Genomic DNA, 26640 nt, shown 5'->3' with positions numbered 1-26640 from the left:
CCTCCCGCATGTCCGCCCGAAAAAAAGAAACGCCTCCCAAGGAAGACTTCCTCTCCTCCCTCTCCACGCGTTCCCGTCACATCATCGCCCTGGCCGTGCTCTTCATCCTGCCGGTCATCCTTTACAGTCCCACCATCCTGGGCGGTGAGCGCTACCTGGCCCATGACGCCCTGCAGTGGCGTGCCGGGGCCGAGTCGGTGATCGACTACCGCGAGACCCACGGGGAGGAGCCCCTCTGGGCCACCAACATGTTTTCGGGCATGCCCGCCTACGTGATCTCCGTGCAGGCGGCGGTACCGCACCTCGACGATATCGTCTTCGGCCTGTTTGAATCCCTCTATCCCGCCGCCCCCTACTGGGTGCTGCTCGGGGGACTCTACCTGCTGTTCTGGATGATGGGGGCACGTCCCCTTCTGGCGGCCCTGGGTGCACTCCTGTTTGCCTTCACCACCTACCTTCCCATTATTATAGGGGCAGGACACAACGCCAAGGTGCTGGCCCTGGCCTGGGTGCCCTGGGTGCTCACCGGCGCCTGGCTCATCCTGCGCACCGACAGGAAATGGCTGGGGCTTTTTACGCTGGCCGTCACCTTCACCCTCCACATGCGGGCCGGCCATCCGCAGGTGACCTACTACTTTCTCTACCTGCTCTTTTTCTGGTGGATCTATGAGGGTGCCAGGGCCTACCGGGAACACCGTACCGCAGTCTGGGGCAAGTCTACCGCTATGCTGGCCGCCGGCGGCGTGCTGGGCCTGCTGGGCACCCTGCAGAAATACTGGCGCCTGGCCGAGTACTCCCCCTACAGCATCCGGGGCGGCTCGGCCCTGGAGGTGGGCAGCGGGGGACTCAACCTGGAGTACGCTTTCAACTGGTCGCAGGGCGTGGCCGAGCTGCTCACGCTTGTCATTCCCGGCCTCTTCGGCGGGGCCTCCAGCGAGGCCTACTGGGGACCCAAGTCGGTGACCAGCGGCCCCCACTACATGGGCGCCGTGGTGATCGTGCTGGCCCTGTTCGGCATATTCTACTACCGCAAGCGCATCAAATACCTCTTCCTGGGCACCGGCGTGCTGACGGCCCTCTTCTCCCTGGGCTACCATTTCCCGGCGCTGAACGAGTTCATGTTCCACTACGTGCCCTACTTCAACAAATTCCGCACCCCGGAGATGTGGCTCATCGTAACGGTCTTCTGCTTCTGCGTTCTGGCCGTCTTCGGCGTGCTGGCCATCTTCGAGAAGACGCGCGAGGCTAAACAGAACAAGAGCCTGCGCACCCTGCTCATTCCCCTGGCGCTTCCGCTGGGACTGGCGATCATCTTCACCGTGGGCAGCGACGCGTTGCTGGACTACGAAAAGCCGGGCGAGCGGCGAGCTTTTGCAGAGCAATTGGCGCAACAAAACAATCTATCGCCAGAAAATGATCAGGTACAACTCAATGTAACTCGCTACATCAACAACCAGCTCAAACCCCAGCGCAAGGAGATGGCAAGCAGCGACTCCCTGCGCTTTCTGATCCTGGTGCTGCTGGCCGGGGCCCTCATCTGGGCCTATTACGACCGGCGCATCGGCAAGGGATGGTTCCTGGCCGGGCTGATTGTGCTGGGCTCCTACGACATGCTCAGCGTGGGCAGCCGCTACCTGGCCGAGGATGCGATGGCGCCCGAAAGCACCGACTTGGAACAGGCCCTGCAGCGCCAGCAGCGTCCACAGGACCGCTTTATGATGAACAACGTCGCCAGCGGCGAGGGATGGGACTATCGCGTCTTTCCGGCGACCGATAACCCTTTCAACAACGCCATCCCCGCCTATTTCTATCCCTCCATCGGCGGCTACACCGGGGCCAAGCTCAGCTACTATCAGGATGTGATCGAGAACGCCCTCTACACCGGTCCCCAGGGACTGAATATGGGTCTGCTCGACCTGCTCAATGTGAAATACATCTCCGTGGGCGCCAACCAGCAGCTGCCCATGCCCAATCTTACCCTGGCCTTCTCCGATCAGAACGGCCGGGTCTACGAAAACACCGACGTGCTGCCCAAAGCCTTCTTCGTGGATTCGGTCATCACCGTCTCCAGCCCGCAGGAGGCCATCGACTACCTCAAGACCGGCAGCGGCATCGACCTTGGAGAGACCGCCGTGGTGGAGACCTCGCAGGCCCTGGTATCCCGTCCGGACACTTCAGCCAGCGTAGAGGTCACCTCCTACGGCCCCCGCGAGATCACCCTGCGGACCAGCAGCTCCGGCGAGGGATTCCTGGTACTGAGCGAAATCTACTACCCGCCCGGGTGGACGGCCACAGTGGACGGGCAGCAGACCGAAATCTACAAGACTGACTACATCCTGCGCGGCCTGCAGGTGCCGGCCGGCGAGCACGAGATACGCCTGCGCTTCGATCCCGCCTCCTACATCTGGGGCTCGCGGATCTCGTGGATCGGCAACCTGCTGCAATGGGGACTCGGGATCGTCCTGCTGGCCGGCTGGTGGAGAGGGCGAACCTCATCCCGGGACGATGAAAAAACCTGATGTTCTTATCGTCACCTACTACTGGCCCCCCAGCGGGGGCGCGGGGGTGCAGCGCTTCCTGAAGTTCGCCAAGTACCTTCCCAAGTGCGGTTTCAATCCGCTTATCCTGACGGTGGAGAACCCCACCTATCCCATCACCGACAAGTCCCTGGAAGAGGACGTCCCCGAGAGCCTGAAAGTCTACCGCACCCGCACCTACGAGGTGTTCGGACTCTACGCCTGGCTCAAGGGCAAGCACAAAAGCGAAGTCACCCAGCCCACCATGGAACTGCAAGGCGGCCTGGGTCCCCGCATCAGCGGCTGGATACGCGCCAACCTCTTCCTGCCCGACGCGCGGCGCGGATGGACCCTCACAGCCAAGACCAAGGCGGTGGAGCTGATCGACCGGTTCAACATCTCCAATATTATCACCACGGGTCCTCCCCATTCCACGCACCTGATCGGCAAATACGCCAAAAAGAAGACCGGTATCCGCTGGGTGGCCGATTTCCGCGATCCCTGGAGCGAGGTCTACTACAACAAGCTCATGCCGCGCACCAGCTGGGCCCGCGCCCTCGACCGTCACATGGAGGTGGGGGTGCTCATGAATGCCGACGAGGTGGTGGTCATCTCCCCCTCCATGGCCCAGTCGCAGAATAAGATCTATGACCGCGAGTACCGTGTCATCCCCAACGGTTTCGACCCGGACGACTATCCCTCGGAGGAGGAGCTTCGGGCCATGGAGGCGGAGAAGAGGAAGGCCGCCGAAGAGGGTGAGGAGAAAGACGGTGACGGGGAGAATGCCGGGACGGAACCGCCGGGCCGCAGCCACCAGACCCTGAAATCTTCCGGCGTGAAACGCTCCAGCCGTCACGTGCGCGGCTACCACGAACCCACCTGGTCCACCAAGAAAAAAGCGGGCTGGAGCGACCCTCAAATGCCCGGCAAGCACCACAAACCAGCCGATCCCGCGCGCAAGAAGAAACACGCAACTCCCGATTTCACCCCACGCAAGCAGCCCGAAACCGGGGGCAGCCTGCTGGTCCGTTTTATCGGCAGCGTACGGGAGGCCGCCCTGCCCGACGATCTCTTGCAGGCCATCGCCCTGCTGCCGCCCAGCCTGCGATCCGGGCTGACCGTGGAATTCATCGGGAACGCCCATCCCCGCCTGGAAGAAATCATCCGCAAACTGGGACTTGGGGAGACGGTGCGCCTGAGGGGCTACATCCCCCACCGCCTGGCGGTAAAGGCCATGATGGAGGCCGACCTGCTGCTTCTGAGTATTTCCCGCACGCCCGGCAGTGAGCTTATCCTGACCGGCAAACTCTTTGAGTACCTCGGCAGCGGCAAGCCCATTCTCTTCCTGGGCGCCACCGAAGGCGACGCCGCCGAAATCATCCTGGAAAACAACCAGGGCGTGGCCATCGAGCACGACGACGTGAAGGAGATCCGCAAGTTCCTCACCGCCGCCCTCCGCAATCCGGACGGACTCTCTGCCTATATCCCGGATGAGCACGACCGCACGGAGCACCCCTATTCGCGGTTGTCGCTTACGAAGAAACTGGCCGAACTGCTTAAGGAAACGGAGGAGAAAACCCTCAGCGACTACCGCAGGTCGGGGAAGAAACAGGGTCAGGAAGAGGAAGAGAAAGATAAAGCGAACGGAGAAAAGGAAAGATCAGAGGAGGGGTGACCTCCTGTCGCGGATGCCATACCTATAGCCTTTCCATTTCCATCGTTTCGCAGGCCTTGAACCGCCGTCCCCAATCGTTATTAAACGATATCCTGCCATGCTGACCGATCTTCCAGATAGTGATACTTGAATATCATTCGTCCCCCAGGTCGATATCCCAGCGTACGACTTCGTTGACACCGGTCGTGGTGTCTTCTACCATTGCATAGAGCTTACCGTCCCGGACCACCTCCACCGTGCGATGCCTGGGCCATCTGAACTGTGCCAGCAGCTCCCCCTGCTCATCAAGTACCCACCATTCGTACATGTTGAAGTCCTCCACGATGGTGGCAACCCAGAGACGATTCTGGTCGTCAATCACCATGTCATTGATGGCCGGCCAGGTGTCCGGCAGCTCGAGTTGAGACATGCCCTGCAGAACGTAATCCTCGAGGCCGGCCTTATCGGCATTAGCCTGCGTAAGGGGTACCCCTTCATAGGGATGATAAAACGCCCGACGATAGTTTCCCTCCGCGTCGTAGACCTTCACCAGGAAATGGGGCGGCGTAGCCGTAAAGAGCCGATCGTCGCTGGACAGCCGGCGCAAATGGCGGCCATAAAATGCCACATTGAATCCCATAACACGAGGACCGATGGGAAGCAGGGCCCCGGTCTCCGCGGGCAGTTCCAGCCACTCCTGCCCGTCAAGCTCCTCATTCTCACTCAGTCGATAGTAGTGATCGGTCTCGCGATACGCGTCATATTTTCCCTTGTCGGACATGTCGTAACTCACAAACCTGAGCAGCAGGTTTCCGTCGCTCCTCGCCAGGTAATCCTCCAGATAGGCCCGGCTGTACCGGCCCAGTTCTTCAACGTCGCCTTGTGAGTAGGCCAGGTCGATGGTACCGACGTGCACCAGGGAATCGGTCGAATAGATGGTCGTGCGATCCAGGCTGTTGTCGTCGATGAAGAGGCGGCCGGCCGCCATCTGCAGGCCTTCGATGGACTGGAATTCCCCGGGTCCACGTCCCTCGCGCCCGAGCCGTGATACCACCTCCCCATCCCGGTTGTAGACATGCACAGTAAGCTGCTCGCCATCGGCCAGGTAGACCCGTCCCTGATCATCCACCTCGAAATCGGTGAGGCTTCCGATCAGGGTTTGCCCCGTATCGCTAAAAGTCTGTTCCGGATGCAGGCTGATGTTGCGGGATGGCTCCTGGTTAGCGTCGTAGACGGTCAGGTTCTTCAGGCTTTGAATATCGGAAGGCAATTCCAAGTCCGGTGAGACGCAGCTTACCAGCAACAGCAGGAGGATGACAGGGAGCCAGGTCTTCATGGATACGGCTGGATTAGCAATTACAACTAAATTAATAATAATCAGATGAACTTCAACTCTTGCTCATCTTCTGTATATCAGACCAATAGGAGATGCTAGGAATTGTTCAGGGCCTGATCGTAGATGCGGCAAAGGGTCTGTCCAACCTCTCCGGGGGCGTAACGCTGCCGGTGAGTCTCGGAAAGGGCCGTGCGGTCCACGTTTTTCTCACCCGCCAGGTTTTTTTGCAGAACGTCACGCCAAGCCTTAGCCGAATTGTCCGGCACCAAATAATCCTCATCCTCCCCAATATGCTCGGGCAGCGCCCAGCGGTCACTCACAATGCAGGGCAGCCCGCAGCAGAGCGCCTCGGCCACCACTACCCCAAAGGTCTCCCGCTCGGAGGGGTGCACCAGGAAGTCGGCCCGGCGCATGGCGTCCGCGATATAGGACTTTTCCCGGAAACCGTCATAAATGACTTCGGCCTCCAGTTCATAGCGTTTCACCAGGGCCTCGGTGTCGTCCACCACCCCCTCCCCCTTGCCGATGAGCCGCAGGGTGATGTGGCGCTGCAGCTCGTCCGGCAGCTGGGCGATGGCTTCCAGCAGCACCAGGGGTCGCTTGTGCTCGTGGGTAAAGTTCATGACCGCCAGGAGTTCGATGCCCTCCCCTTCCCTCTCGTCCTGTTCTTTGTAATAAAAAAGGTCGGTGTCCACCACGTTGGGCACCACCGGCATCTGCTCCGGCTGCAGGTCCGGCACGAATCCCCGGATGTTGACGCCCAGGTAGTCTGAGACGGGCATGACCGCCTCCGCCTCCTTGTAGACGGTGGCGGCGGGATAGGAGAACCAGGGTCGGTTGAAGTACCAGTCCAATTTGGACCAGTGCTCGCTGATCACGTAGGGAAGCCCGTGCATGCGGTGCAGGCCCCAGGCCATCACTCCGGCCTGGTAGATCACGTGGGCGTGGACCAGATCAGGTTCGAAGCGCGTATAGACCTGTTCCACGTAGAAGCGGCGGGCCAGCAGGTTCATCAGGGGCGTATTGCCGTAGATAGCCTTGTGGAACCGCGACCGGATCAGCACGGAACTGGTGGGAATGCCGCCCTCCTCATGGTTCCTGATATCGGTGCGCCAGAGGGTGCCCGGATCGTAGACCGGCCAGATTTGCAGCACGCGGACGTCGGCGCCGGCCTTTGCGGCCGCCCGGGCGTGCTCCCGGACAAAGATGCCGTTGCCAGGCTGCTCGTCGGTGGGATACCAGCACGTGAGGTATAGAATCTTCATTTGGTGCCCGGTGAACCCGCTCCCCCGCATGGAAAGGCGGTTTTCAATTACCAGATTTTTCCGTGTATCTTATCGGCTTTGCATGCGCAAGTATAACGATCTTTGACTGAATCTGTTAATGATTCGCAACCTCTTCCCGAATACGGAACTGTACCGGGACGCCGCCACGCTGGCCACCGGCACCGGCATGGCTCAGCTCATACCCATCCTCGCCTCTCCGGTGCTCACCCGTATCTTCACGCCCGCCGAGTTCGGCGTGCTGGGGGCCTTCGCCGCTTTCTGCACCATCGTGGTCTCCTTCGCCACCGGCCGCTACGAACTGGCCATCCTGCTGCCGGAGCGGGAAGACCGGGCGCGACATGTGACCTGGCTCTCGATCATGCTCACCTTTGCGGTCAGCCTGGCCACCCTGCTGGCCATCGTGCTCTTCAAGGAACCGCTCAACGATCTTATGGTCCTGCTGGATACCGAGGAGCTGGGCAACCTGATGTACTGGGCCCCCGCCTGCATCGCCAGCATTGGACTCTACCAGGTCTTCTCCTACCAGCTCAACCGCCACAAGCGCTACGGCACCATCGCCGCCAGCAAGTTCAGCCAGGCCGCGGGGATGACAGGCGCCCAACTGGGTTTCGGCTTTCTGGGGATGGGGGCTGCGGGACTGGTTATTGGCCGGGTCATCGGCGACCTTTTCAGCTGGATTTGGAGCGGGGCCGACCTGCTTCGCCGGAAGCTTCTGCTGCCCGAGACCTTCTCGCGTGACACCTTCCGTGAAGTGGCCAAACGCTATGAAAACTTCCCCAAAGTGAACGCCCCGCACGCCCTCACCAACGCCTCCTCCAGCCAGCTCCCGCAGATCCTGCTGCTCAGTTTTTTCTCCAAGACCATCAACGGACACTACAACCTGACCTACAAGGTCTGCTTCGCCCCGGTGCAGCTTGTGTCGAGTTCGGTGGGACAGGTTTTCAGCCGGCGGGTGACCGAAAAGTACCAGCAGGAGGAAGACATTCACGCCTTCACCAAAAAGATCGCCGGGCAGCTCGCCCTGGTGGCCCTGCTGCCCTTCGGCCTGCTGGCCCTTTTCGCCCCGCCCCTGTTCGAGTTTGTCTTCGGCGCGCAGTGGACCGTCGCCGGGCAGTACACCCAGGTATTGGCGCCCTACTTCTACATGGTTTTCGTGGTCTCTCCCCTGGTCTACATACCCAACATGCTGGATCGCCAGAAGAAGGCCTTCGCCATCGAGATTGCCTACCTGGTACTGCGCCTGGCCGCCCTTTTCCTGGGCATCTGGCTGGCCGACGCCTGGCTGGCGGTGGCCTTTTACGGGGTGGCTGGTATCATCATCCAGGGCTATCTGCTTTTCTGGATACTCAAACTGGGGAGGGAGGCCTACGACTGACATGGCTGGCATCTACGGCATATACGCACCCGGCGCCGAGCTCCCCAGCGGGAGCTACCGCCGCATGTTCAGCGCACCGTTGCCTCATACCGACAACGATGAGTGGCAGAGCGGGGATTTCGTGGCGGGACGCAGCGTGACGGACCGTTTCGAGGAGGACCGGGCGCTGGAGGAGGAGGGCGAGCTGGTCGTGGGACTGGAGGGACTGCTCTACAACCGGGGCGAACGTTCGGCCGCCGGGATGGTGCGGGAGGCATGGGAGGAGGGCGAGGACTTTCCGGGCGCCCTCGAGGGTCTTTTCTCGGGCTTCGTGCTGGACCGCGCCCGCTCGGAGCTCTGCCTGTTCACGGACCCTCTCGCCACGCGGCCCCTCTACTACCTCTGCCAGCCCGGGCGACGCGCCCTGCTCTTCGGCTCCGAACTGAAGTGGGTCACCGGCACTGCGCGGGAGATGGGTCTGCCGCTGGGGGTATCGGCCGACGCCTTCCGCTGCCTGCTCTCCTTCGGCTACATGCTCGACGGACTGACGCCCGCAGGTGAGGTGCGCAAGGTGCCGCCGGGGACGGTGCTCTCCTTCGACCTGCAGGATTTTACCTCCACCGAGAGGCGCTGGTTCGCCCTGGAGAAGTCCCCGCAATCCCTTGGCCTGGCGGAGGCCCTGGAGGAGGCCGACCGCCTGCTGCGCAGGGCGGTGGAGCGGGAGTGGGAGAAGGACCGGCAAAACGGCTACAGGCACCTGGCCCTGCTGAGCGGGGGACTCGATTCGAGGGCGAACGTGATGCTGGCCGACGAGCTGGGTTTTGAGAACCTGCACACGCTCACCTTTTCGCGGGCCGGCACCTCCGACCAGGCCGTGGCCCGGCAGATCGCCGGCGACCGCGGCTATACGCACCGCTTCGTGGACCTGGAGGAGGGAGGTTACCTGACCAGCGGACTGGAACGCTACCTGGAGGCCGGGGACGGACTCACGGCGCTCAACGGGGCGGCGCATATGATTCACGCCCTGCAGAACCTCGACCTGGAGGGCTTCGGGGCGCTGCACAGCGGACAGATCGGCGACGTGCTTTTCGGCTCCTTCACCGGCCTGCGCGCCAAGCTGCGCGACCGGCCCGGCAGCCTGGGTTTCCTGGACGCCCCGGAGATCATCGAACGTATTTCCATCTGGCCTGAATTGCGCGAGCGCTACCTGCAGGGCGCCCCCGAACTCTTCGCCTGGGAGCAGCGGCAGGTGAACGGCACCCTGAACGGCGACCGCTCCGTGGCCCACTGGATCGACATGCCCTCCCCCTTCTACGACCGCGAACTGATCCGCTTCTGCCTCTCGCTGCCGGAGGAGCTGCGCCGCGGGGAGAAGCTCTACACGGAATGGATGCGCCGGCGGCACCCGGAGATGGCCCGCTACCGCTGGCAGAAGGCCGGCACCCGCATCCGGCGTCCCCTCCCCATGAAGCTCTTCGGGCTGGCCGCCAAGGCGCGACGCCATCTGCTGGCGGGACTGGGGCTGCCCGGCGACGAGATGACCCCCCTGGCCTGGTGGATGCGCCGCAACGCCCGCATCCCCGAGGTTTTAACTGGACTCTTTAATGATCATATTGCGGAGGTGGACGAGCCCGAACTGCGCGAGGAGGCCCGTCAGGTCTTCGGCCGGCCCGAAGCCCAGGCCAAATTCAACGCACTCACCGCGGTGCTCTCCTACCGCCTCCACCTGAAATCCTGAACCGCCCCATGCCCAAGCACACCGAACTGAATCTGCAGCGCAGCGAGCAGTACCGGAAGTCGCCCGAGGAGGAAAACTTCCTGGAGCGCTTCAACGAGGAGCTCCTCCCCCTGGAGCGCAGTCACTATAACGACGAGCCGCCTGAACACCCTTTTCTTTTTGTGATCGGGCTGCCGCGCTCGGGCACCACGCTGCTCACACAGGTCATCGCCCACTGCCTTGAAACGGGTTTCGTCAACAACCTGGCCGCCCGCTTCTGGAAAGCGCCCGTCACCGGCATCCGCTTCGCCCGGGCGGTGCTCGACAAGGAGCCCTTCCAGGCCTTTCAGTCCCATTACGGGGCAACTGACCGGCTAAAGGACATCCACGAGTTCGGCTACTTCTGGCGGGAGAAGCTCAATAAAGACGATTTCGCGTCCATCAAAAACGCTCCGCAGACGGAGGAGGAAATCGACTGGGAGGAGCTGCGCGCCTCCCTGGCCGCCATGCAGCGGGAGTTCGGCAAGCCCATAGTCTTCAAGAACATCTTCGGCTCCTACCACATGCCGCGGCTGAACGAAGAGTTGAACAAGACCCTCTGGATCTGGATACGCCGCGACCCCCTCGACACGGCCGTCTCCATCCTGGACGCCCGCCGGAAATACTACGACGATCCCTCCCACTGGTGGAGCTACGTGCCGCCCCGGTACGAGGAGATCATCGACGAGGACTACTGGACCCAGATCGCGGGGCAGGTGCACTACCTGGACGCCTATTACCGGAGGCAGTTCGAGACCATGGGCGAGGACGGCCCCTGCCTGACCCTCTCCTACGAGGAGCTCTGCGCCGACCCCGCCGCCCAGTTGGAACGCATCCGGGACAGACTTGAGAAGCTCTATGGCCGGCGGCCCGGACTGGCGCAACAGCCGCCCTCCTCCTTCGACCACCGCACCTACGAGGACCGCGACGACGAGAAGCAAAAATTTGAATCCATCCTGAAGACCTTTGCCGACCATGAGTGACAACCCGGAAGGCTCCCCCTTGGTTATGGCCATGCACCAGCCCAACTATCTCCCCTATCTGGGCTATTTTCATAAAATGGCCAACTGCGACCGCTTCGTGCTGCTGGACGAGGTGCAGTTTCCACGGGGACAGAGTTTCGCCAACCGCAACCGCGTGAAGACTCACAACGGCACCACCTGGCTTACCGTACCGGTGAGCATCCCCTCCGGGGAGAAGGGAAAGGTGCCCTACACCGAGGTGCAGATCGCCGGCGGGAAATGGAAGCGCAAGCACCTGCGCACCCTGCAGATGAACTACAAGAAGGCCGGGTATTACGAAGAGGTCTATCCCATGGTGGAGGAGGCCCTGGAGGAACACGACGATTTTACGGAGCTGAACATCGCGCTGATTCACGCCGTGCGGGACTACCTGGGCATCGGCACGCCGCTGGTGCGGCTCTCGGAACTGCTGGATGAGTTTGGCGAAAAGACGCAGCTGATTGCCGACCTTTGCGAAGCCCTGGGCGCCGGGGTCTATCTCTCGGGCACGGGCGGGGGGAAGGAGTACAACGACGATGAACTGCTGGCAGAGCACGGCATCGAGCTACGCTACAGCAAATTCGAGCATCCGGAGTATCCCCAGCTCTGGGGCGACTTCGAATCCCACCTCTCGGTCATCGACCTGCTGTTCAACTGCGGGCCGGAGAGCCGGGAATTATTGTTGGGGTCTTGACTCGGCAAATGCATTTGGAATACAGTACGCTAGGAATAGCCTCCCAAAGAGTAATAATAGTGTATCTAGTAGTTTTGAACCCTCTCCATTAACCCGGGTACGTGATTCTCAACGAAATCCCACATGGCCTCGTCATCAATGGTGTCATAGCCGTGGGCAATAACATTCCGGAGACCAATGATTTTTCGATAATCGGGAATATTCTCTTCAAGTTTTTCCCGTTCAATACCTTCCAGTCGAGATAAGGCTTCACCAATAATTTCAAACTCCCTTTCAAGAGCAAGTTGAAGCAACCGGTCTTCCCTTAAATCTTCCAGGGATTTCTTCTCCGTAAATTCGATTATTTCACGGCAAGAGATGCTGATATCCAGTAACAGTTTTCTGGCACTATGCGGCATATACAAGTTGTTTGGATCTCTCAACCTCTTCTTGAAATACCGGATTCCGAAACTCCTGCAATTTCACCAGGTCAACAGGACGTTGGTAAATTTCCTCCAGCTCCTGCTTGAAGCCCATATACTGATTAAACGCGCCTTGGTACCCGGAGCGATCAAATTCTACCAAAAAATCGAGATCACTTTTATCAGCAAATGTGTCCGACAGAAATGAACCGAATACATAAAGTTCCTTAACCCCGTAATCTTCACAGGCTTTTTTCAACTGTTCGTTTTTCAGTTCTGCCAGGTCCATATCAAATGTAGTTCCTACTATGTCAAGTTACGCAATACACCATATTTTTACACTTTGTAAGGGGGTTCCTCAGTAAACCGTCCGAATCACCTCGAAGGCCTCCGCGTAGTCGGACTTCACCTGCACGCCGCGCACGCCGGCCAGTCCCCGGATGAACTCCGCGGTAAAATAGCGCCGGTTCTTCTCAAATTGGCTCTTGTAGCACTGCAGCACCTCCCATTTCTTCTCCAGGTGACGCTCCTCCAGCTTGATGAAGGCCTGTGCGGAGAAGGTGATGTGGTTCCAGGGCAGCTCGTAGCCCCAAACCGTGCGTTCCTTGAAGGCGCGCAGCCCCTCGTTGTAGACCACCTCGTGGTCCTGATGCAGGTCGCTTCCGCTGGGCAGCAGCACCATGTCGGGCTCCACCAGGTCGCGCAGCTTGATCATCTCCTCGAGCACCTCCTGGCGGTCGTAGCTCAGCTTGCGCACCTGGTACTCGTAGATGTAGCGCTGCTCCTCCGGGATGCCGAAGAGGTCCATGGCCTGGTTGAACTCCTTGCGCAGCAGGTCGGGGTCGCTGCCGGGGGGAAGGGAGGCGCGGGCGGTGGAAAAGGCGGCCACATGGATCTCAATGCCCTGCTCCAGAAAGCGCGCCATAGTGCCCCCGCAGCCCAGTTCGGCGTCGTCGGTGTGGGGAGCGAGGATCAGTACTTTCTCTATGCGGTCCATAGGGCGGTTTCTTCCGGCGTCGATAAGAATTCTTATATTCGGATGGTGCCAAATTAGGGGATTCCCCCCGGATAATAAAAATTTATCTCTCCATGAAGGCCATACACGTAGTCAACCCGGGCAAGAAGGCCCGCCTGAAGATCGGGGAGACCAAACGCCCTTCTCCCGGTCCCAACCAGCTCCTGGTGAAGGTGGAGGCCACCGCCCTCAACCGCGCCGACCTCCACCAGAAGGGCGGCAAGTATCCCCCGCCGGAGGGTGCCAGCGAGATCCTGGGACTGGAAATGGCCGGCATCGTGGAGGAGACCGGCGAGCAGGTCACCCGCTTGAAGCCGGGCGATTTCGTATTCGGCCTGCTGCCCGGCGGCGGCTACGCCGAGTTCTGCGTAATCCACGAGCGCCTCGCTATGCCCCTGCCCGAGAGCCTCTCCTTCGTGCAGGCGGCCGCCATACCGGAAACTTTCCTGACGGCTTACCAGGCCCTGAACTGGCTGGGCGGGCTGACCCGCTCGGAGACCGTGCTCATCCATGCCGGCGGCAGCGGGGTGGGTACCGCCGCCATCCAGCTGGCCCACCACCTGGTCAACGCCCGGGTGGTCACCACCGCCGGCAAACAACGCAAGCTGGAGGCGGCCCTGAAGCTGGGCGCCAACTACGCCTTCAACTACAGGAAAGCAGACTGGGCGGAGGCCGTCGAGGATGAGCTTGGCAAAAACGCCGTCAACCTGGTCGTCGATTTCATCGGCGCCCCCTACTGGGAGCAGAACATGCGGGTACTGGCCATGGACGGGCGGCTGGTGTATCTCTCCTTTCTGGGGGGACACAAGCTCAAGAAGGCCAGCCTGGGCGCCCTCCTCCGCAAGCGGCTCACGCTGACGGGCTCCACCCTGCGCAACCGCCCGGAGTCCTACAAGATCAAGCTCACCTCGGAGTTTGCCGACCACACCCTTGACCTCTTCGAGCAGGAGGTGCTGCGTCCGGTGGTGGACCGGCAGTTCGACTGGAGCGAGGCTGATGAGGCCCACCGCTATATGGCCGATGATAAAAATACCGGCAAGATCGTGCTCACCGGCATGTAGCAGATATTCTCTGCCCATACCGTTATCTTGGGCGCGCAGCGAAATCCCGAATATTCAACCAGCTTTCATCTCCCTATGGCCCAACCCAAATACAGCACCCACGCCGGCATGTACGACATCCTACCGGGCGAGGTGGAGGAGTGGCAGGCCCTGGAGCGCATCATCCACGAGCAGGCCCGCCTCTTCAACTTCAGGGAAATCCGCACGCCGGTGATGGAGCAGACCGAACTGATTGCCCGCGGGGTGGGCCAGCTCACCGACATCGTCTCCAAGGAGATGTTCGCCTTCGAGCGGGGGGACGACCGCTACGTGCTGCGTCCGGAGTGCACGGCGCCCGTGGTCCGCGCCTTCGTGCAGCACCACCTGGAGCAGCGCGGCGGCACGCAGAATTTATACTACATTGGACCCATGTTCCGCGCGGAGAGTCCCCAGAAAGGCCGCCAGCGCCAGTTTCACCAGTTCGGCGCCGAGATCCTGGGGGCGGACGACCCTGCGGCGGACGTAGACATCATCGCCCTCATGCTCTCTATCTACGAGCGGGTGGGCATTGACAACACTACCCTCAGGATCAATTCGGTGGGCGACCCCGACAGCCGCGACGCCTACCGCGAGGCGCTCCGCGACTACTTCCGGCCGCACCTCGACGAGCTCAGCGAAATCTCACGCGAACGTTTCGAGAAGAATCCCATGCGCATTCTCGACTCCAAGGAAGAGGAAGACCAGCCTTTTCTGGAAGACGCACCGGTCATTACCGATTTCCTGGGCGAGGAGACGGCCGCGCACTACGCCGAGGTGAAAGAGGGACTGGACGCGCTGGACATTGCCTATACGGAGGATCCCTACCTGGTCAGGGGACTCGATTACTATACCCGCACGGCCTTCGAGGTGACCAGCCCCGACCTGGGCTCGCAGGACGCGCTCGGGGGAGGGGGGCGCTACGACCTGCTGGTGGAGGAGGTGGGCGGGCAGCCCACGCCGGCCGTGGGCTTCGCGGCGGGCATGGAGCGCCTGCTCATCGCCCTTGAGGAGCAGCAGATCAGCCTGGCCGGGGAGGATGGGGTGGACGTGTACATCATTACCATTGGCGGGGAGGCCCGGCGCTGGGCGCTGCGTCACCTTCCCAGCCTGCGCGCCGAGGGCATCTCGGCCACCATGGACTACATCGGGCGTTCGGTGAAGGCGCAGATGAAGGACGCCGACCGCGAGAACGCGCGCTGGTCCATCATTGTGGGCGACCACGAGCTGGAGCAGGAGCGCTACACCCTGCGCGACATGAAGGCCAGTGAAGAGGAGCCGCGCTCCTTTGAGCAGATCGTTCAGACCGTGGGCGGCTCTTCGTGAAAAGGTACTGGAAATACCTCCTTGCGGCCGGTGCAGTGATTCTTTTGGCCGCCCTCTACCTCTCCCATTTCTACGCGGCGCGGGAGGCGGAGCGCGAGCTCGACCGCACGCTGCGAAACTGGGTGGCCGACTCCAACCCTGACGCCGGCATACAGTTCAGCGGGGTGGAAATCCACCCATTCAGCGGCACGCTCGACATCCACGATCTGCACATCTTTACCGATCGTCACCTGCAGCGCGGGGCCCTGATGCGCTTCCGCCTGGGCTATCCCATGTTCCTGAGGATGTATTTCGGGGACCCCTCCACGGTGCTGGACCGCCAGCTCTCCCTGCGGGCTCACCTGGAGAACATCTCCTGGCTGGACCGCTACCGCCTGCGGGAGGTCAGCTTCGACACCCTGGAGCTGGACTACCGGGGCAACCCGGCCGACCTCCTCCGGAACATCCTGCGCGACAGTCCACTGGCCGCAACGCAGGAGCTGCTTGCACGGGGACGCGGTTTCGGCTGGTCGGAGCCCTACATGGACTGGGGATCGGTGCGGGCCGACAGCCTGCGTCTGCGACGAGACATCCCCGTCGGCAGCTCCTCACTCTGGTCCGCGGGCGATCTGGAGCTTGAGCTGAACGACCTGACCTGGCGTATGCCTGACCGTTTCATTTCCACCTACTCCTTTTTTCTACGCGGTTTCGACTACACGGGACAGACCATGCCCCTGCAATCCTTTCATGGGCGAATGAGCTACGCGGAGGACTCGGGCAGGCTTAACCTGCGGCAGATGCGGCTGCGCAGCGAGCACGTGCGCATGGAACTGTCGGGTGAGATGGAGCTACGGGAACCGGCGGGGAGCACCTCCCTGGAGGGACTTCGACTGCTGCTGTCGGATTTCTCCCCGCGCTTCCGGAACGTGCTGGAGGGCATGAACCGTCTGCTGCGTCTGAACCTGTCCACCGGCGAAGATTCGGTATGGGTACCCCTGGGTGGCACACTGGGGAGCCCTTCACTGCCCACGCGTCAAAACTAGGCCACCTCCTCGTCAGGGACGTCCATGAGCTGCTGCTCGTCCACGTCGACCTGGGGACGGCGGCTCAGAAAGTAGTAGCCCAGAAGTCCGCTGATCGTCGAGCCCAGCAGAATGCCCACCTTGGAGAACTCCAGCAGCCTGAAGTCGGTGAAGGAGAGGTTGGCGATGAATAGCGACATGGTAAATCCGATGCCGGCCAGCAGGGAAACCCCGTAGACCACCTTCCAGGTTTCCTTGCCGGGCGTCAGGCCCGAGAGATTGAGCTTGGTAAGCAGCCAGGTAAAGCTGAAGATGCCCACCTGCTTGCCGACAAAGAGTCCCAGCACGATGCCCCAGGTGAGGGTTGAGTTGAAGGCCTGTCCCATGACCTCGGGATCGAAGACCACGCCGGCGTTGGCAAAGGCGAAGAGGGGCATGATCACGAAGTAGACCGAAAAGTGCAGCTTGTGCTCCAGCCGGTGCAGGGGTGATTCGGCTTGCTCCAGGGTCTCGTCCATATGGTGCAGGGCCTGCTCTCGCGAAACCGGACGATCGTCCTTGGAGGCCTGTTCGAAGAGCTCGAATCCTTCACGTGCATACTCCAGCAGGCGGTCCACGCCCCAGCCCCGACTGGCCGGAATGACAAAGCCCAGCAGCACGCCCGCAATGGTGGCGTGCACGCCCGATTCAAGGACGGCCCACCACATGACGAAACCGACCACCAGGTAGGGGGCCAGCTTGTTGACACCGCGCCAGTTCATCAGCAGCAGCACCAGCAGGCAGGCACCGGCGATGCCGAGGGCCGTCATGTGAATGGTCTCCGTATAGAAGCCCGCGATCACCACCACGGCGATGAGATCGTCTACCACCGCTACGGCTGTTACGAAGACCTTGGCCCAGATCGGAACGCGGGAACCCAGCAGGGCGACTACCCCGATCACAAAGGCGATGTCGGTGGCGATGGCAATAGCCCAGCCGTCCATGAACTGGGTGCCGCCGTTGAAGCCCCAGAAGATCAGGGCGGGCACCAGGGCGCCCCCGCACGCCGCCACAGCCGGCAGGGTGGCCGACTTAAGGGTGGAAAGCTCCCCGTATTTCATCTCCCTTTTGATCTCCAGGCCGATCAGCAGGAAGAAAATGGCCATGAGTCCGTCGTTGATCCAGTGGTGCACCGACTCGTCGATCACCAGCTCGCCCACGCCCAGTGTGATGTGCGCCTCCAGCAGATGGTGGTAGAGGTCGCCGAGCGGAGAGTTGGCAATGGCGAGGGCGGCGATGGTTGCGAAAAGCAACATCATGCCCGCGGCGGAGTCCCTTCTGAAAAACTGCTGGATACGTTCCATCAAGCTGCTCAAAATATGTGAAATTTAATAGCTGCGGTTGATGTGAAAAAAAACTCAGGCCGAGGGGCTGTCGGCACCTGTGGTTTCGAGGTTGAGTGTAGTAAATACGGCATTGCATAGCAAATAGTCGTGTGGACCTTTTGCCCCTCCTTACCTTTTTTTACAGGCCGGATATCCGGCGAAAGATATATCCCCGGAATCGGGAACGTATCGCAATCAAAGCGTGCTTGGTTACTTTCAACCAGCACCGGGCTGAAGCTGAAATGACCCCGCCGGACTCTTTGATTTACCAGCTGTTTGCTTATTTTAGATCATCTGCTAATAAAGTTGCAGCGCATATAATCAGATTGAGATGACAGAACACGTATTACTGGGACTTATCAGTATTGTCGTATTCGGGGTGGGCGCCCAGTGGCTGGCCTGGCGCACCAAGCTGCCGGCCATACTCCTTCTGCTTCTGGCCGGAATACTGGCCGGTCCTGTACTGGGTATTCTGCAGCCGGACGTGCTGATGGGCGATCTGCTGGCTCCCTTTGTCTCCATTTCGGTAGGCATCATCCTTTTTGAAGGAGGACTCAGCCTACGCTTTTCCGAGCTCAGGGATATAGGGGGCGCCGTCATCAAACTGGTAAGCATTGGCGTGGTGGTTACCTGGGTAATTGTCTCAATCACCGCCAATTATCTCTTTCCCTTCGACCTGGAACTCGCCGTTCTGCTGGGTGCCATCCTCGTAGTCACCGGTCCCACGGTCATTCTGCCGCTGCTCCGCCAGGTGCGTCCCACCGGGCAGGTGGGTTCGGTGCTCAAATGGGAGGGCATCGTCATCGACCCCATAGGCGCCCTGCTTGCGGTGCTGGTTTTCGAGGTGATTTTTACCACCGGACTGGGGGAGGCCACCAGCCTGGCCCTCGGCAGCATTTTTAAAACCGTATTTTTCGGGACCATCGTGGGACTGGCCGGCGCCGGCATCGTCTACCTTTTACTGAAGCGCTATATGCTGCCCGACTTCCTGCAGAATCCCGTCACTCTTATGGTAGTCTTCCTGGTGTTCGGACTCTCCGACTTTCTGCAGCATGAGTCCGGCCTCTGGGCCACCACCGTGATGGGTATCGCCCTGGCTAACCAGAAATCGGCGCGCATCCACCACATCGCGGAATTCAAGGAGAACCTTCGCGTGCTTCTGCTTTCAGCTCTCTTCATTCTCTTGGCCGCCCGCGTGGAACTTGCCGACCTGATGGCCAACCTGAACTGGGATATCGTGATCTTTCTGGCGGTACTCATCTTCATTACCCGTCCACTTTCTGTCTACCTCTCCACCATCGGCTCGCAATTGAATAACCGTGAAAAATTATTCCTGAGCTGGATGGCACCGCGGGGTGTCGTAGCGGCCTCCATCTCCTCTCTCTTCGCCCTGCAGCTGGTGGAAGGCGGCTATGCCGAGGCGGGCCAACTGGTGCCCATTGTCTTCATCGTTATTATTGTTACCGTGGCTATCTACGGGCTTACAGCCACTCCCCTTGCCCGATGGCTGGACGTGGCCAAGCCGGTACCCCGCGGATTCCTTATCCTGGGCGCCCACAACTGGGCGCGGGAGCTCGCCAAGGCGCTGCAGGATCAGGGCTTCAAGGTGCTGGTGACCGATTCCAACTGGACCAACATCAACAAGGCACATCGTGAGGGACTCAATACCTATTACGGCAACATCCTGGCCGAATACGCCCTCGACGAGATCAACCTGGACGGCATCGGCAAGCTGTTGGCCCTCACTCCCAACGACGAGGTCAATTCGCTGGCCGTTATCCGCTTCGCAGAATACTTCGGCTCTTCGGAGGTCTTCCAGCTGGCCGCCGTTTCGCTGTCCCACCGCAAGGAACGCGAGGTCCCGGATAACCTGAGCGGACGTATCCTCTTCGGCGAGGATCTCAATTTTGAGTCCCTCTCAAAACTGATGAATGAGGGTGCCGATTTCCGACAAGTGGGAATCACCGAGACCATTCCTCCCAAGGAGATGGAGGAGAAATTTGCGGCCGGTCTGCTGCCTCTGGTCAACGTCAAGACCACCGGAGAAGCAATTCCCTACTCGGTGGACCATACGCCGGCGGCCGACGTGGGCGACCTGTTGCTCTGCCTGGCCGTCCCCGGCGAACACGCTACGAAAGCGGATGCCATGCAGGATCTCAACCCAGAGGAGGGGCAGGATGACCAGGATTATCCTGAAAGCGAATTCGGCACCGAGAGGAAATCCCAGGAGGGATAGCCCATGAGTTCCCCCTCCCCATCGCCTGTCTGGAAGATATGGATCGACACCGGGGGCACCTTCACAGACGCCATTGGCGTGGAACCCTCGGGCTGGCGACGCACCGTCAAGGTGCTCAGCAGCAGCGCTCTTCGAGGACAACTTATCGATGAGGTGGAGCCCGGCCTCTACCGGGTTCGCCAGCAGTGGGAAGCTCCCGACGAATTTATAGCCGGATTTCGATTCCGCACGCTGGGCGAAGAGTCACCCGAGATGCGTGTAACCGCCTTTGACGCCCGGGAGTCCCTGCTCCGGCTCGACGCACCCCTGCCTCCCGGCCTCGTAGACGGCTCGCCCTCCTTTGAAGTGCTCTCGGGGGAGGAAGCCCCGGTGCTGGCCGCCCGGCTGCTCACGCGCACGCCGCCGGACCGTCCCCTGCCCCGCCTGCAACTGCGCCTGGCCACCACCAAGGGCACCAACGCCCTGCTGGAGAACCGGGGCGGCAGGGTGGCCCTGCTGGTCAACGCCGGCTACCGCGACCTGCTCCGGGTGGGCGACCAGACCCGGCCGGATCTATTTGCCTTGCAGGTGAAGCGGATCGACTACCTTCCCCCTTCCTCCCGCGTGATCGAGGTGGAGGGGCGCCTGGACGCCGATGGAGGGGAGCTCCGCCCGCTGCAGACCGGCGCCGCGCGGAGGGAGCTGGAGGAGTGGATGGCGGAGAGCGGGGAGGAGGTCTCCGTGGCCGTCTCCCTCATGCACAGCTACCGGAACCCCGCCCACGAAAAGCGCCTGGCGGAATCGGCCCGCAAGGCGGGCGCCACGTGGGTCACCTGCGGATCGGAGCTGAGCTCGGCCATCTCGTACTTGCCACGCACGCAGACCGCCGTGATCAACGCCCGCCTGAAGCCGGTGCTGGAGCGTTACCTGCGCGGCGTACGCGAGGCGGTACCGGAGGGCACCCTGCATGTGATGAGCAGCGCCGGGGGACTTACCGGCGCCGACCGCTTCCAGCCCAAGGACAGCCTGCTGAGCGGACCCGCCGGCGGCGTGGTGGGCGCGGCCACCGCCGGCAGGCGACACGGCCACCGCAAGGTGATCTCCTTCGACATGGGCGGCACCTCCACCGACGTGGCGCGCTACGACCATGGCTACGACTACGTATTCCGACACGCGGTGGGAGGTTACACCCTCAACGCCCCCGCCCTCTCCATCGAGACGGTGGCCGCGGGGGGAGGATCGATCTGCGGGGAGGAAGACGGGACGCTCTTTGTGGGTCCGCAGAGCGCCGGGGCCTCGCCGGGACCGGCCTGCTACGGCGACGGAGGTCCCCTGACGGTCACCGACGTGAACCTGCTGCTGGGCCGTCTGCAGCCGGAAAATTTCAGCATCCCCATCGACCGCGGAGCGGCGGAGCGCAAGCTGCAGGAAATACTGGAGCGGTTGAAGGCCGGCCGCGGCACAGGACCGGAGGCGGCGCCAGAAGCCGGGGAGATCCTGGAGGGTTTCCTGCGCATCGCCAACGAGCGCATGGCCGATGCCGTGCGCCGCATCTCCCTGCGCAAGGGATACGATCCAGCCGGCTACGCCCTGGTGGCCTTCGGAGGCGCCGGCGCCCAGCACGCCTGCGCCATCGCCTCCCAGCTGGGTGCGGGGACGGTGTTGGTGCCCCCCGAAGCGGGCCTGCTGAGCGCGTGGGGACTGGGTCAGGCCGTGATCGAGGAGTTCGCCGAAGCGCAGGTGCTCGAGGAGCTGGAATCCGCGGGTGGCCGTCTCCCCGGGCTGGTGAATCAGCTTGCCGAACGCGCCGCCTGTAAGGTGGTCGGCGAGGGCGTGCCGGAGGAGGAGATCCGCGTGCGTCGCCGCCTGCTGTTTATGAGGCTTGAGGGGCAGGATGCCACCCTGGAGATCGAGTGGGAGGACAACGCATCCACGGAAAGCCTTGCCGGGCGCTTCAGGGAAGCCTACCGCCGCCGCTACGGACACTGGGTGGAGGGAAGGGCCATCGAAGTGGAGTCGGTGCGCGTGGCCGCCTCGGGCACCCCGCCTGAAGAGGAAAGCTCCCCTTCCCCCGGCCGTGCCGCCGGCCCCGAACCCTTCACGCACCGCCCGGTCCGCTTCGGAGGAGAGGAGCACCCGACCCCTGTCCACCGGCGCGGGGAACTGCGGCCCGGACAGTCGCTCTCCGGTCCCGCCCTCGTGCTTGACCCCTACAGCACGGTGGCGGTGGAGCCGGGATGGGAGGCCCGCGTGGCAGGCGACGGCACCCTGAAGTTGGAACGCAGTCAACCGGGCGACGGGCGCCGCGAAGCCAGCTATGCCGAGGCGGTGGAGCAGGAGCTCTTCACCAACCGTTTCACCTCCATCGCCGGGGAGATGGGCGAAATGCTGCGCCGCACCGCCCTCTCGGTGAACATCAAGGAGCGCAGGGACTTTTCCTGCGCCCTGCTCAGCGCCGAAGGGGAGCTTATCGTGAACGCCCCCCACATCCCCGTGCACCTGGGCGCGCTCGGACTCTGCGTGCGCCGGCTGATGGCGTCCATCGCCATGGAGCCCGGCGACGTGGTGGTGACCAACCACCCGGCCTACGGGGGCTCCCACCTCCCCGACATCACGGTAGTAACGCCGGTCTACGGCGACTCCGGCCGCCTGCTGGGCTTCGCCGCCAGCCGCGCCCACCACGCGGAGATCGGCGGCAGCCGCCCCGGCTCCATGCCCCCGGGCGCCCGCAGCCTGGCTGAGGAGGGCGTGGTCATCCCGCCGGACTACCTGGTGCGCGGCGGCGAGCCCCGCTGGGAGGCCGTACGGGAGCGGCTGGCCGGCGGACCCTGGCCGAGCCGCGCCGTGGAGGAAAACGTGGCCGACCTGCAGGCCGCCGTGGCCGCCAACCACCGGGGCGTACAGTCCCTGGCCGGACTGGCCCGGCGCGAGGGCGAGGAGCGCGTGCGCCATTACATGAAGGGACTCAAGGAGCTGGCTGCGCGCAAGACCCGCGCCGCCCTCGGGGCCATGGAGGATATGGACCGCAGCGTCACAGAGTACCTGGACGACGGCACCCCCCTGCAGGCGCGCCTGGTCAAGCGGGGGGAAGATCTGACGGTGGATTTCGAGGGCACGGGCGAGGTGCACCCGGGCAACCTGAACGCCACTCCTGCCATCGTGCAGAGCGTGATCATGTATGTGCTGCGGGTGCTGGTGGACGAGCCGCTGCCCCTGAACGAGGGACTCCTGGAGCCGCTGGAGCTGCGGCTGCCGACTTGCCTGCTCAATCCCGGCTACGAGGCCGACCCGGAGCTCTGTCCCGCCGTGGTGGGCGGTAACACCGAGGTGAGCCAGCGCCTGACCGACCTGCTGCTCAAGCCCTTCGGGCGCATCGCCTGCAGCCAGGGCACCATGAACAACGTGCTCTTCGGCAACGAAGGTTTCGGCTACTACGAAACCGTGGGCGGGGGCACGGGAGCGGGGGCCGCATTCGACGGGGCCGACACCGTGCACCATCATATGACCAACACCGCGGGAACCGATCCGGAGATCCTGGAGCACCGCTATCCCGTGCGCCTGGAGCGCTACGGGGTGCGCAAGGGCTCCGGCGGGAAGGGTCGCCGGCGCGGGGGCGACGGCATCGTGCGCGAACTCAGCTTCCTGGAGCCCGTCAGCCTCTCCGTGCTCACCCAGCACCGCCGGCAGGCTCCCTACGGACTGCAGGGCGGGGAGCCCGGCGCCTGCGGGGAGCAGCGGGTGATCCGCGTCGACGGACGCGAGGAGGAGCTGGGACCGGTGGACGGGGCCGAACTCGAGGCGGGCGACCGTTTCCAGCTGCTCACGCCGGGAGGCGGAGGCTACGGAAAGCCCAAATAGTACGGCCCTTCACGCCGAGAATTTGATTGTTGGGGCTGAGATGATAAATTGCGGCCGATTCCGGTAACCTCACACTCCAAACGACGCCCCGGCCATCCGAGACCGCCTGCTCAACATACTCTTCTGGTCGGTGCTTTCGGCCGCCTTTATCGGACCCGGCACCATCACCGCCGCCGGCTCCGCCGGTTCCGGATTCGGCTTTACCCTGCTCTGGGCCCTGCTCTTCTCCACCGTCGCCTGTGTGATGCTTCAGGAGGCGGGCGCGCGTCTCACCATCAGCGGGGAACAGAACCTGGGCGAGTCCATTGCCGCGCGTTTCCGCGGCACCCCGGCCGGCACCTTCGCCATCTGGCTGGTGGGAGGGTCGATCGTGCTGGGCTGCGCCGCCTACGAGGCGGGCAACATCCTGGGCGGCGTGGCGGGACTGGGACTGGTGCTGGACGTCTCCCCCGCCCTGCTCACCGCGGGCATCGGACTGGCGGCCTTCCTGCTGCTCTGGTTCGGCTCCACCGACCTGATCGCCAAGATGCTGGGCGGCGTGGTTGCACTGATGGGCATCTGCTTCCTCACCACCGCCCTGATCATGCAACCGCCGCTTGGAGAGCTGCTCGGGGGACTCTTCGTGCCGGCCGTGCCGACGGGCTCCGAGCTGCTGGTCATCGGCCTCATCGGCACCACCGTGGTACCCTACAACCTCTTCCTGGGATCCAACATCCGGCACTCGCAGAGCCTCAGGGAGATGCGCTTCAGCCTCAGCTTTGCCGTCATTCTGGGCGGCGTCATCTCCATGGCCGTGCTGGTGGTGGGCAGTTCGGTGGCGGGATCGTTCAGCTACGAGGGACTAGCCGGCGCCCTGGCCGGTACCCTGGGCGGCTGGGCGGCGGTCTTTTTCGCCCTCGGGCTGGCCGCCGCCGGACTCAGTTCGGCCCTTACCGCGCCCCTTGCCGCCGCGCTGACGGCCCAAAGCCTCTGGGGGACATCTGCAGCCCCGGAGGCCAGCCCCGGCGGCCCCGCCTCAACAGAAAGCCTGTGGCGCGAAGGCGGCTCCCGCTTCCGGGCCGTCTGGATCGGCGTACTGCTCTGCGGCGTGGGCTTCGGGGTCTCCCAGGTGCAGCCCATACCCGCCATCATCCTGGCGCAGGCCCTCAACGGCATCATCCTTCCCCTCATCGCCATCTTTCTGCTGCTGATGGCCAACGACCGCGGACTGCTGGGCACGGAGCACATCAACGGCGGCTGGGCCAACGCCCTCACCGGAATCATCGTGTTTGTGACGCTGGTCATTGGACTCACCAACGTCGCCCGCGCCCTCAACCGGGTGCTGGACGTCTCGCTGGTGCGGGAGTCGTGGATCCTGGCCCTCTCCGCTCTGCTGGCGGCCCTGCTGCTCGTGCCCATCTACCGGCGCATCATGCGCTACCGGTCGGGCGGGTAACAGGCGGGAAACTGCCGCCCTGATTTCCCCTCCACATTCAGCCGGTCGATTGCTATCTTGGGCCGGAACCGGCACGTAATTTCTGCAACCGCATCCCATGGCGAAGTACACGGTACTCAAGTTCGGCGGCACCTCGATGGGCGACGAGCATACCTGGAAGAGGGTGCTGGACATCACAGCCCGCTATGAGCGCCCCTGGGTGGTGGTCTCCGCCACAGCCCGAACCACGCGCCGCCTCATCGCCGCGGCCGAGTCGGCCGCCACGGACCCTGTCAAAGCCCGCGATATGGCCGAAGAGATCGACGCCCGCCACCGCAAGCTGATCACCGGTTTTATGGACGAGTACGCCGTCGACGGCCCGTCCTCCTCCCGGGAGAAAGAACAGGAAGCCTGCCTCGGACACCTTGACCGCCTCTCCGAAATCCTACTCGGACACCTGGACGCCATCCGCGAGGCGGGCAGCCTGGACGACCGCACGCGTGACGCGGTGGCTTCCATCGGCGAACGCCTATCCTCCCGGCTGCTGGCCTCCTGCGCCCGCGCCGCCGGCATGCAGGCGCAGTGGGTGGATGCCCGTGAGCTCATTCGCACGGACGACCGTTTCGGCGGCGCCTCGCCTGATCTGCCATTTATTCGCTCAGCCGTAAGCGAACTGCTGGAGCGCTGGCGGGGCAAGGCCATACCCGTGATGGGCGGCTACTACGGGCAGACGGCCAACGGCAATCTCACTAACCTGGGCTTCGAGGGCTCCGACTACACCGCCAGTCTTATAGGAGCCTCCCTCCCCTGCGAGGCCGTAGAGATCTGGACCGACGTGAGCGGCGTCTACACCTGCGACCCGCGCGTGGTGGAGGGCGCCCGGCCCATTCCCGCCCTCAGCTTCCGGGAGGCCACCGAACTGGCCTGGTTCGGCGCCAAGGTGCTGCACCCCTCCACCCTGAAACCGGCCTCCGCCCGCAACCTGACCGTGCGAGTGAAGAACATCTTCGAGCCGGAGGCACCCGGGACCCGCATCACCGGAGATACCACTTCCGACGGACTGGTCAAGGCCATGGCCTACAAGGAGAGGAGCGCCCTGGATGACGGTCCGGAGCTGAAACGGCTGTCCGAGGAGCTGCAGGAACTGGGGGAGGCGGGCCTGCGAAGGGGAGTAGGTGTGATAGGGCTGGTGGGATGCGATCCTGCGCGCCAGAAGGAGCTTGTGGAGCGCCTGCGACGTGCGCTGGGAGACATCAAGCTGGAAACCCTCTCCTACAGCAGCACCAAGCGCAACCTGAACCTGGTGGTGGAGGCGGGGCACACGGTGGAGGCGGTGCGCCGTCTGCACGAGGAGCTGTTCGAAGGGTAGTCGC

At 62.7% G+C, this 26640-nt stretch carries 19 protein-coding genes; 13 read left to right on the top strand and 6 right to left on the bottom strand.

Features of this window, described 5'->3' with window-relative positions; translation table 11 throughout:
- The first annotated feature begins 8 nt into the window (after window positions 1–8).
- Both U5K31_01605 and U5K31_01600 read left to right on the top strand, forming a co-directional pair.
- Window positions 9–2519 carry a YfhO family protein gene (locus tag U5K31_01605; protein MDZ7771429.1) on the top strand — a complete coding sequence of 837 codons (2511 nt, stop codon included), beginning with the start codon at window positions 9–11 and terminating at the stop codon, window positions 2517–2519.
- A complete protein-coding gene (locus U5K31_01600; protein MDZ7771428.1) occupies window positions 2506–4191 on the top strand; it encodes a glycosyltransferase family 4 protein in 1686 nt (561 codons plus the stop codon). Before U5K31_01605 ends, U5K31_01600 begins: the two co-directional genes overlap by 14 nt.
- Window positions 4192–4324: 133 nt before the next feature.
- Here U5K31_01600 and U5K31_01595 read toward each other — a convergent pair whose 3' ends face one another.
- Window positions 4325–5506 carry a 6-bladed beta-propeller gene (locus tag U5K31_01595; GenBank protein MDZ7771427.1) on the bottom strand — a complete coding sequence of 394 codons (1182 nt, stop codon included), beginning with the start codon at window positions 5504–5506 and terminating at the stop codon, window positions 4325–4327.
- Between the two features lie 95 nt (window positions 5507–5601).
- Entirely contained in the window at window positions 5602–6771 is a 1170-nt protein-coding gene (locus U5K31_01590) for a glycosyltransferase (protein ID MDZ7771426.1), read from the bottom strand.
- Between the two features lie 118 nt (window positions 6772–6889).
- Here U5K31_01590 and U5K31_01585 point away from each other — a divergent pair, with 118 nt between their 5' ends.
- From U5K31_01585 to U5K31_01570, 4 genes are read left to right on the top strand one after another with little or no spacing between them, the layout of a single operon-like run.
- Complete coding sequence (locus U5K31_01585; GenBank protein MDZ7771425.1) at window positions 6890–8167, top strand: oligosaccharide flippase family protein; 1278 nt, start codon at window positions 6890–6892, stop codon at window positions 8165–8167.
- A gap of 1 nt (window position 8168) precedes the next feature.
- The gene (locus tag U5K31_01580; protein MDZ7771424.1) at window positions 8169–9884 is read left to right on the top strand and encodes an asparagine synthase-related protein; all 1716 of its coding nucleotides are present in this window, start codon (window positions 8169–8171) and stop codon (window positions 9882–9884) included.
- 8 nt (window positions 9885–9892) lie between these two features.
- Entirely contained in the window at window positions 9893–10885 is a 993-nt protein-coding gene (locus U5K31_01575) for a sulfotransferase (GenBank protein ID MDZ7771423.1), read from the top strand.
- Window positions 10878–11597, top strand: a complete 720-nt coding sequence (locus tag U5K31_01570) for a WbqC family protein (GenBank protein MDZ7771422.1) — start codon at window positions 10878–10880, stop codon at window positions 11595–11597. Before U5K31_01575 ends, U5K31_01570 begins: the two co-directional genes overlap by 8 nt.
- A 65-nt stretch (window positions 11598–11662) precedes the next feature.
- Here U5K31_01570 and U5K31_01565 read toward each other — a convergent pair whose 3' ends face one another.
- The 3 genes from U5K31_01565 to U5K31_01555 form a co-directional block, all read right to left on the bottom strand.
- A complete protein-coding gene (locus tag U5K31_01565) occupies window positions 11663–11995 on the bottom strand; it encodes a HepT-like ribonuclease domain-containing protein (protein ID MDZ7771421.1) in 333 nt (110 codons plus the stop codon).
- The gene (locus tag U5K31_01560) at window positions 11985–12287 is read right to left on the bottom strand and encodes a nucleotidyltransferase domain-containing protein (GenBank protein MDZ7771420.1); all 303 of its coding nucleotides are present in this window, start codon (window positions 12285–12287) and stop codon (window positions 11985–11987) included. Before U5K31_01560 ends, U5K31_01565 begins: the two co-directional genes overlap by 11 nt.
- Window positions 12288–12356: 69 nt before the next feature.
- A complete protein-coding gene (locus U5K31_01555) occupies window positions 12357–12995 on the bottom strand; it encodes a PIG-L deacetylase family protein (protein ID MDZ7771419.1) in 639 nt (212 codons plus the stop codon).
- A 92-nt stretch (window positions 12996–13087) separates the two neighbouring features.
- Here U5K31_01555 and U5K31_01550 point away from each other — a divergent pair, with 92 nt between their 5' ends.
- The 3 genes from U5K31_01550 to U5K31_01540 all read left to right on the top strand — a co-directional run bounded on the left by U5K31_01550 (window position 13088) and on the right by U5K31_01540 (window position 16437).
- Window positions 13088–14074 carry an NAD(P)H-quinone oxidoreductase gene (locus U5K31_01550; GenBank protein MDZ7771418.1) on the top strand — a complete coding sequence of 329 codons (987 nt, stop codon included), beginning with the start codon at window positions 13088–13090 and terminating at the stop codon, window positions 14072–14074.
- A 75-nt stretch (window positions 14075–14149) separates the two neighbouring features.
- Window positions 14150–15415: a histidine--tRNA ligase gene (gene hisS / locus U5K31_01545; protein MDZ7771417.1), complete on the top strand. Its 1266-nt coding sequence runs from the start codon at window positions 14150–14152 to the stop codon at window positions 15413–15415.
- Window positions 15412–16437, top strand: coding sequence for a hypothetical protein (locus U5K31_01540; protein ID MDZ7771416.1), 1026 nt, complete (start codon window positions 15412–15414; stop codon window positions 16435–16437). The genes hisS and U5K31_01540 overlap by 4 nt, the downstream gene beginning before the upstream one ends.
- Here the strand turns inward: U5K31_01540 and nhaA are convergent.
- Complete coding sequence (nhaA, locus tag U5K31_01535) at window positions 16434–17771, bottom strand: Na+/H+ antiporter NhaA (protein ID MDZ7771415.1); 1338 nt, start codon at window positions 17769–17771, stop codon at window positions 16434–16436. The genes U5K31_01540 and nhaA overlap by 4 nt on opposite strands.
- Before the next feature lie 340 nt (window positions 17772–18111).
- On the opposite strand from nhaA, the gene U5K31_01530 reads away from it, so the two are divergent.
- From U5K31_01530 to U5K31_01515, 4 genes are all read left to right on the top strand, one after another.
- The gene (locus U5K31_01530) at window positions 18112–20016 is read left to right on the top strand and encodes a sodium:proton antiporter (protein ID MDZ7771414.1); all 1905 of its coding nucleotides are present in this window, start codon (window positions 18112–18114) and stop codon (window positions 20014–20016) included.
- 3 nt (window positions 20017–20019) lie between these two features.
- Entirely contained in the window at window positions 20020–23853 is a 3834-nt protein-coding gene (locus U5K31_01525) for a hydantoinase B/oxoprolinase family protein (GenBank protein ID MDZ7771413.1), read from the top strand.
- 130 nt (window positions 23854–23983) lie between these two features.
- Entirely contained in the window at window positions 23984–25288 is a 1305-nt protein-coding gene (locus U5K31_01520; protein ID MDZ7771412.1) for a divalent metal cation transporter, read from the top strand.
- 97 nt (window positions 25289–25385) lie between these two features.
- A complete protein-coding gene (locus tag U5K31_01515; protein MDZ7771411.1) occupies window positions 25386–26636 on the top strand; it encodes an aspartate kinase in 1251 nt (416 codons plus the stop codon).
- Window positions 26637–26640: the final 4 nt, after the last annotated feature.

It is taken from the genome of Balneolaceae bacterium, assembly GCA_034521445.1.
Classification (GTDB): domain Bacteria; phylum Bacteroidota; class Rhodothermia; order Balneolales; family Balneolaceae; genus JAXHMM01.
This window is presented reverse-complemented; position numbering and strand designations above follow the sequence as displayed.

Bases quoted from the DNA above. Each gene is read 5' to 3' on its own strand.
- U5K31_01530 (MDZ7771414.1), top strand. From the start codon at position 18,112: ATGACAGAACACGTATTACTGGGACTTATCAGTATTGTCGTATTCGGG.
- U5K31_01525 (MDZ7771413.1), top strand. From the start codon at position 20,020: ATGAGTTCCCCCTCCCCATCGCCTGTCTGGAAGATATGGATCGACACC.
- U5K31_01580 (MDZ7771424.1), top strand. From the start codon at position 8,169: ATGGCTGGCATCTACGGCATATACGCACCCGGCGCCGAGCTCCCCAGC.
- U5K31_01595 (MDZ7771427.1), bottom strand. From the start codon at position 5,506: ATGAAGACCTGGCTCCCTGTCATCCTCCTGCTGTTGCTGGTAAGCTGC.
- U5K31_01565 (MDZ7771421.1), bottom strand. From the start codon at position 11,995: ATGCCGCATAGTGCCAGAAAACTGTTACTGGATATCAGCATCTCTTGC.
- U5K31_01585 (MDZ7771425.1), top strand. From the start codon at position 6,890: ATGATTCGCAACCTCTTCCCGAATACGGAACTGTACCGGGACGCCGCC.
- U5K31_01590 (MDZ7771426.1), bottom strand. From the start codon at position 6,771: ATGAAGATTCTATACCTCACGTGCTGGTATCCCACCGACGAGCAGCCT.
- U5K31_01575 (MDZ7771423.1), top strand. From the start codon at position 9,893: ATGCCCAAGCACACCGAACTGAATCTGCAGCGCAGCGAGCAGTACCGG.
- U5K31_01600 (MDZ7771428.1), top strand. From the start codon at position 2,506: ATGAAAAAACCTGATGTTCTTATCGTCACCTACTACTGGCCCCCCAGC.
- U5K31_01570 (MDZ7771422.1), top strand. From the start codon at position 10,878: ATGAGTGACAACCCGGAAGGCTCCCCCTTGGTTATGGCCATGCACCAG.
- U5K31_01550 (MDZ7771418.1), top strand. From the start codon at position 13,088: ATGAAGGCCATACACGTAGTCAACCCGGGCAAGAAGGCCCGCCTGAAG.
- U5K31_01555 (MDZ7771419.1), bottom strand. From the start codon at position 12,995: ATGGACCGCATAGAGAAAGTACTGATCCTCGCTCCCCACACCGACGAC.
- U5K31_01515 (MDZ7771411.1), top strand. From the start codon at position 25,386: ATGGCGAAGTACACGGTACTCAAGTTCGGCGGCACCTCGATGGGCGAC.
- U5K31_01605 (MDZ7771429.1), top strand. From the start codon at position 9: ATGTCCGCCCGAAAAAAAGAAACGCCTCCCAAGGAAGACTTCCTCTCC.
- U5K31_01560 (MDZ7771420.1), bottom strand. From the start codon at position 12,287: ATGGACCTGGCAGAACTGAAAAACGAACAGTTGAAAAAAGCCTGTGAA.
- hisS (MDZ7771417.1), top strand. From the start codon at position 14,150: ATGGCCCAACCCAAATACAGCACCCACGCCGGCATGTACGACATCCTA.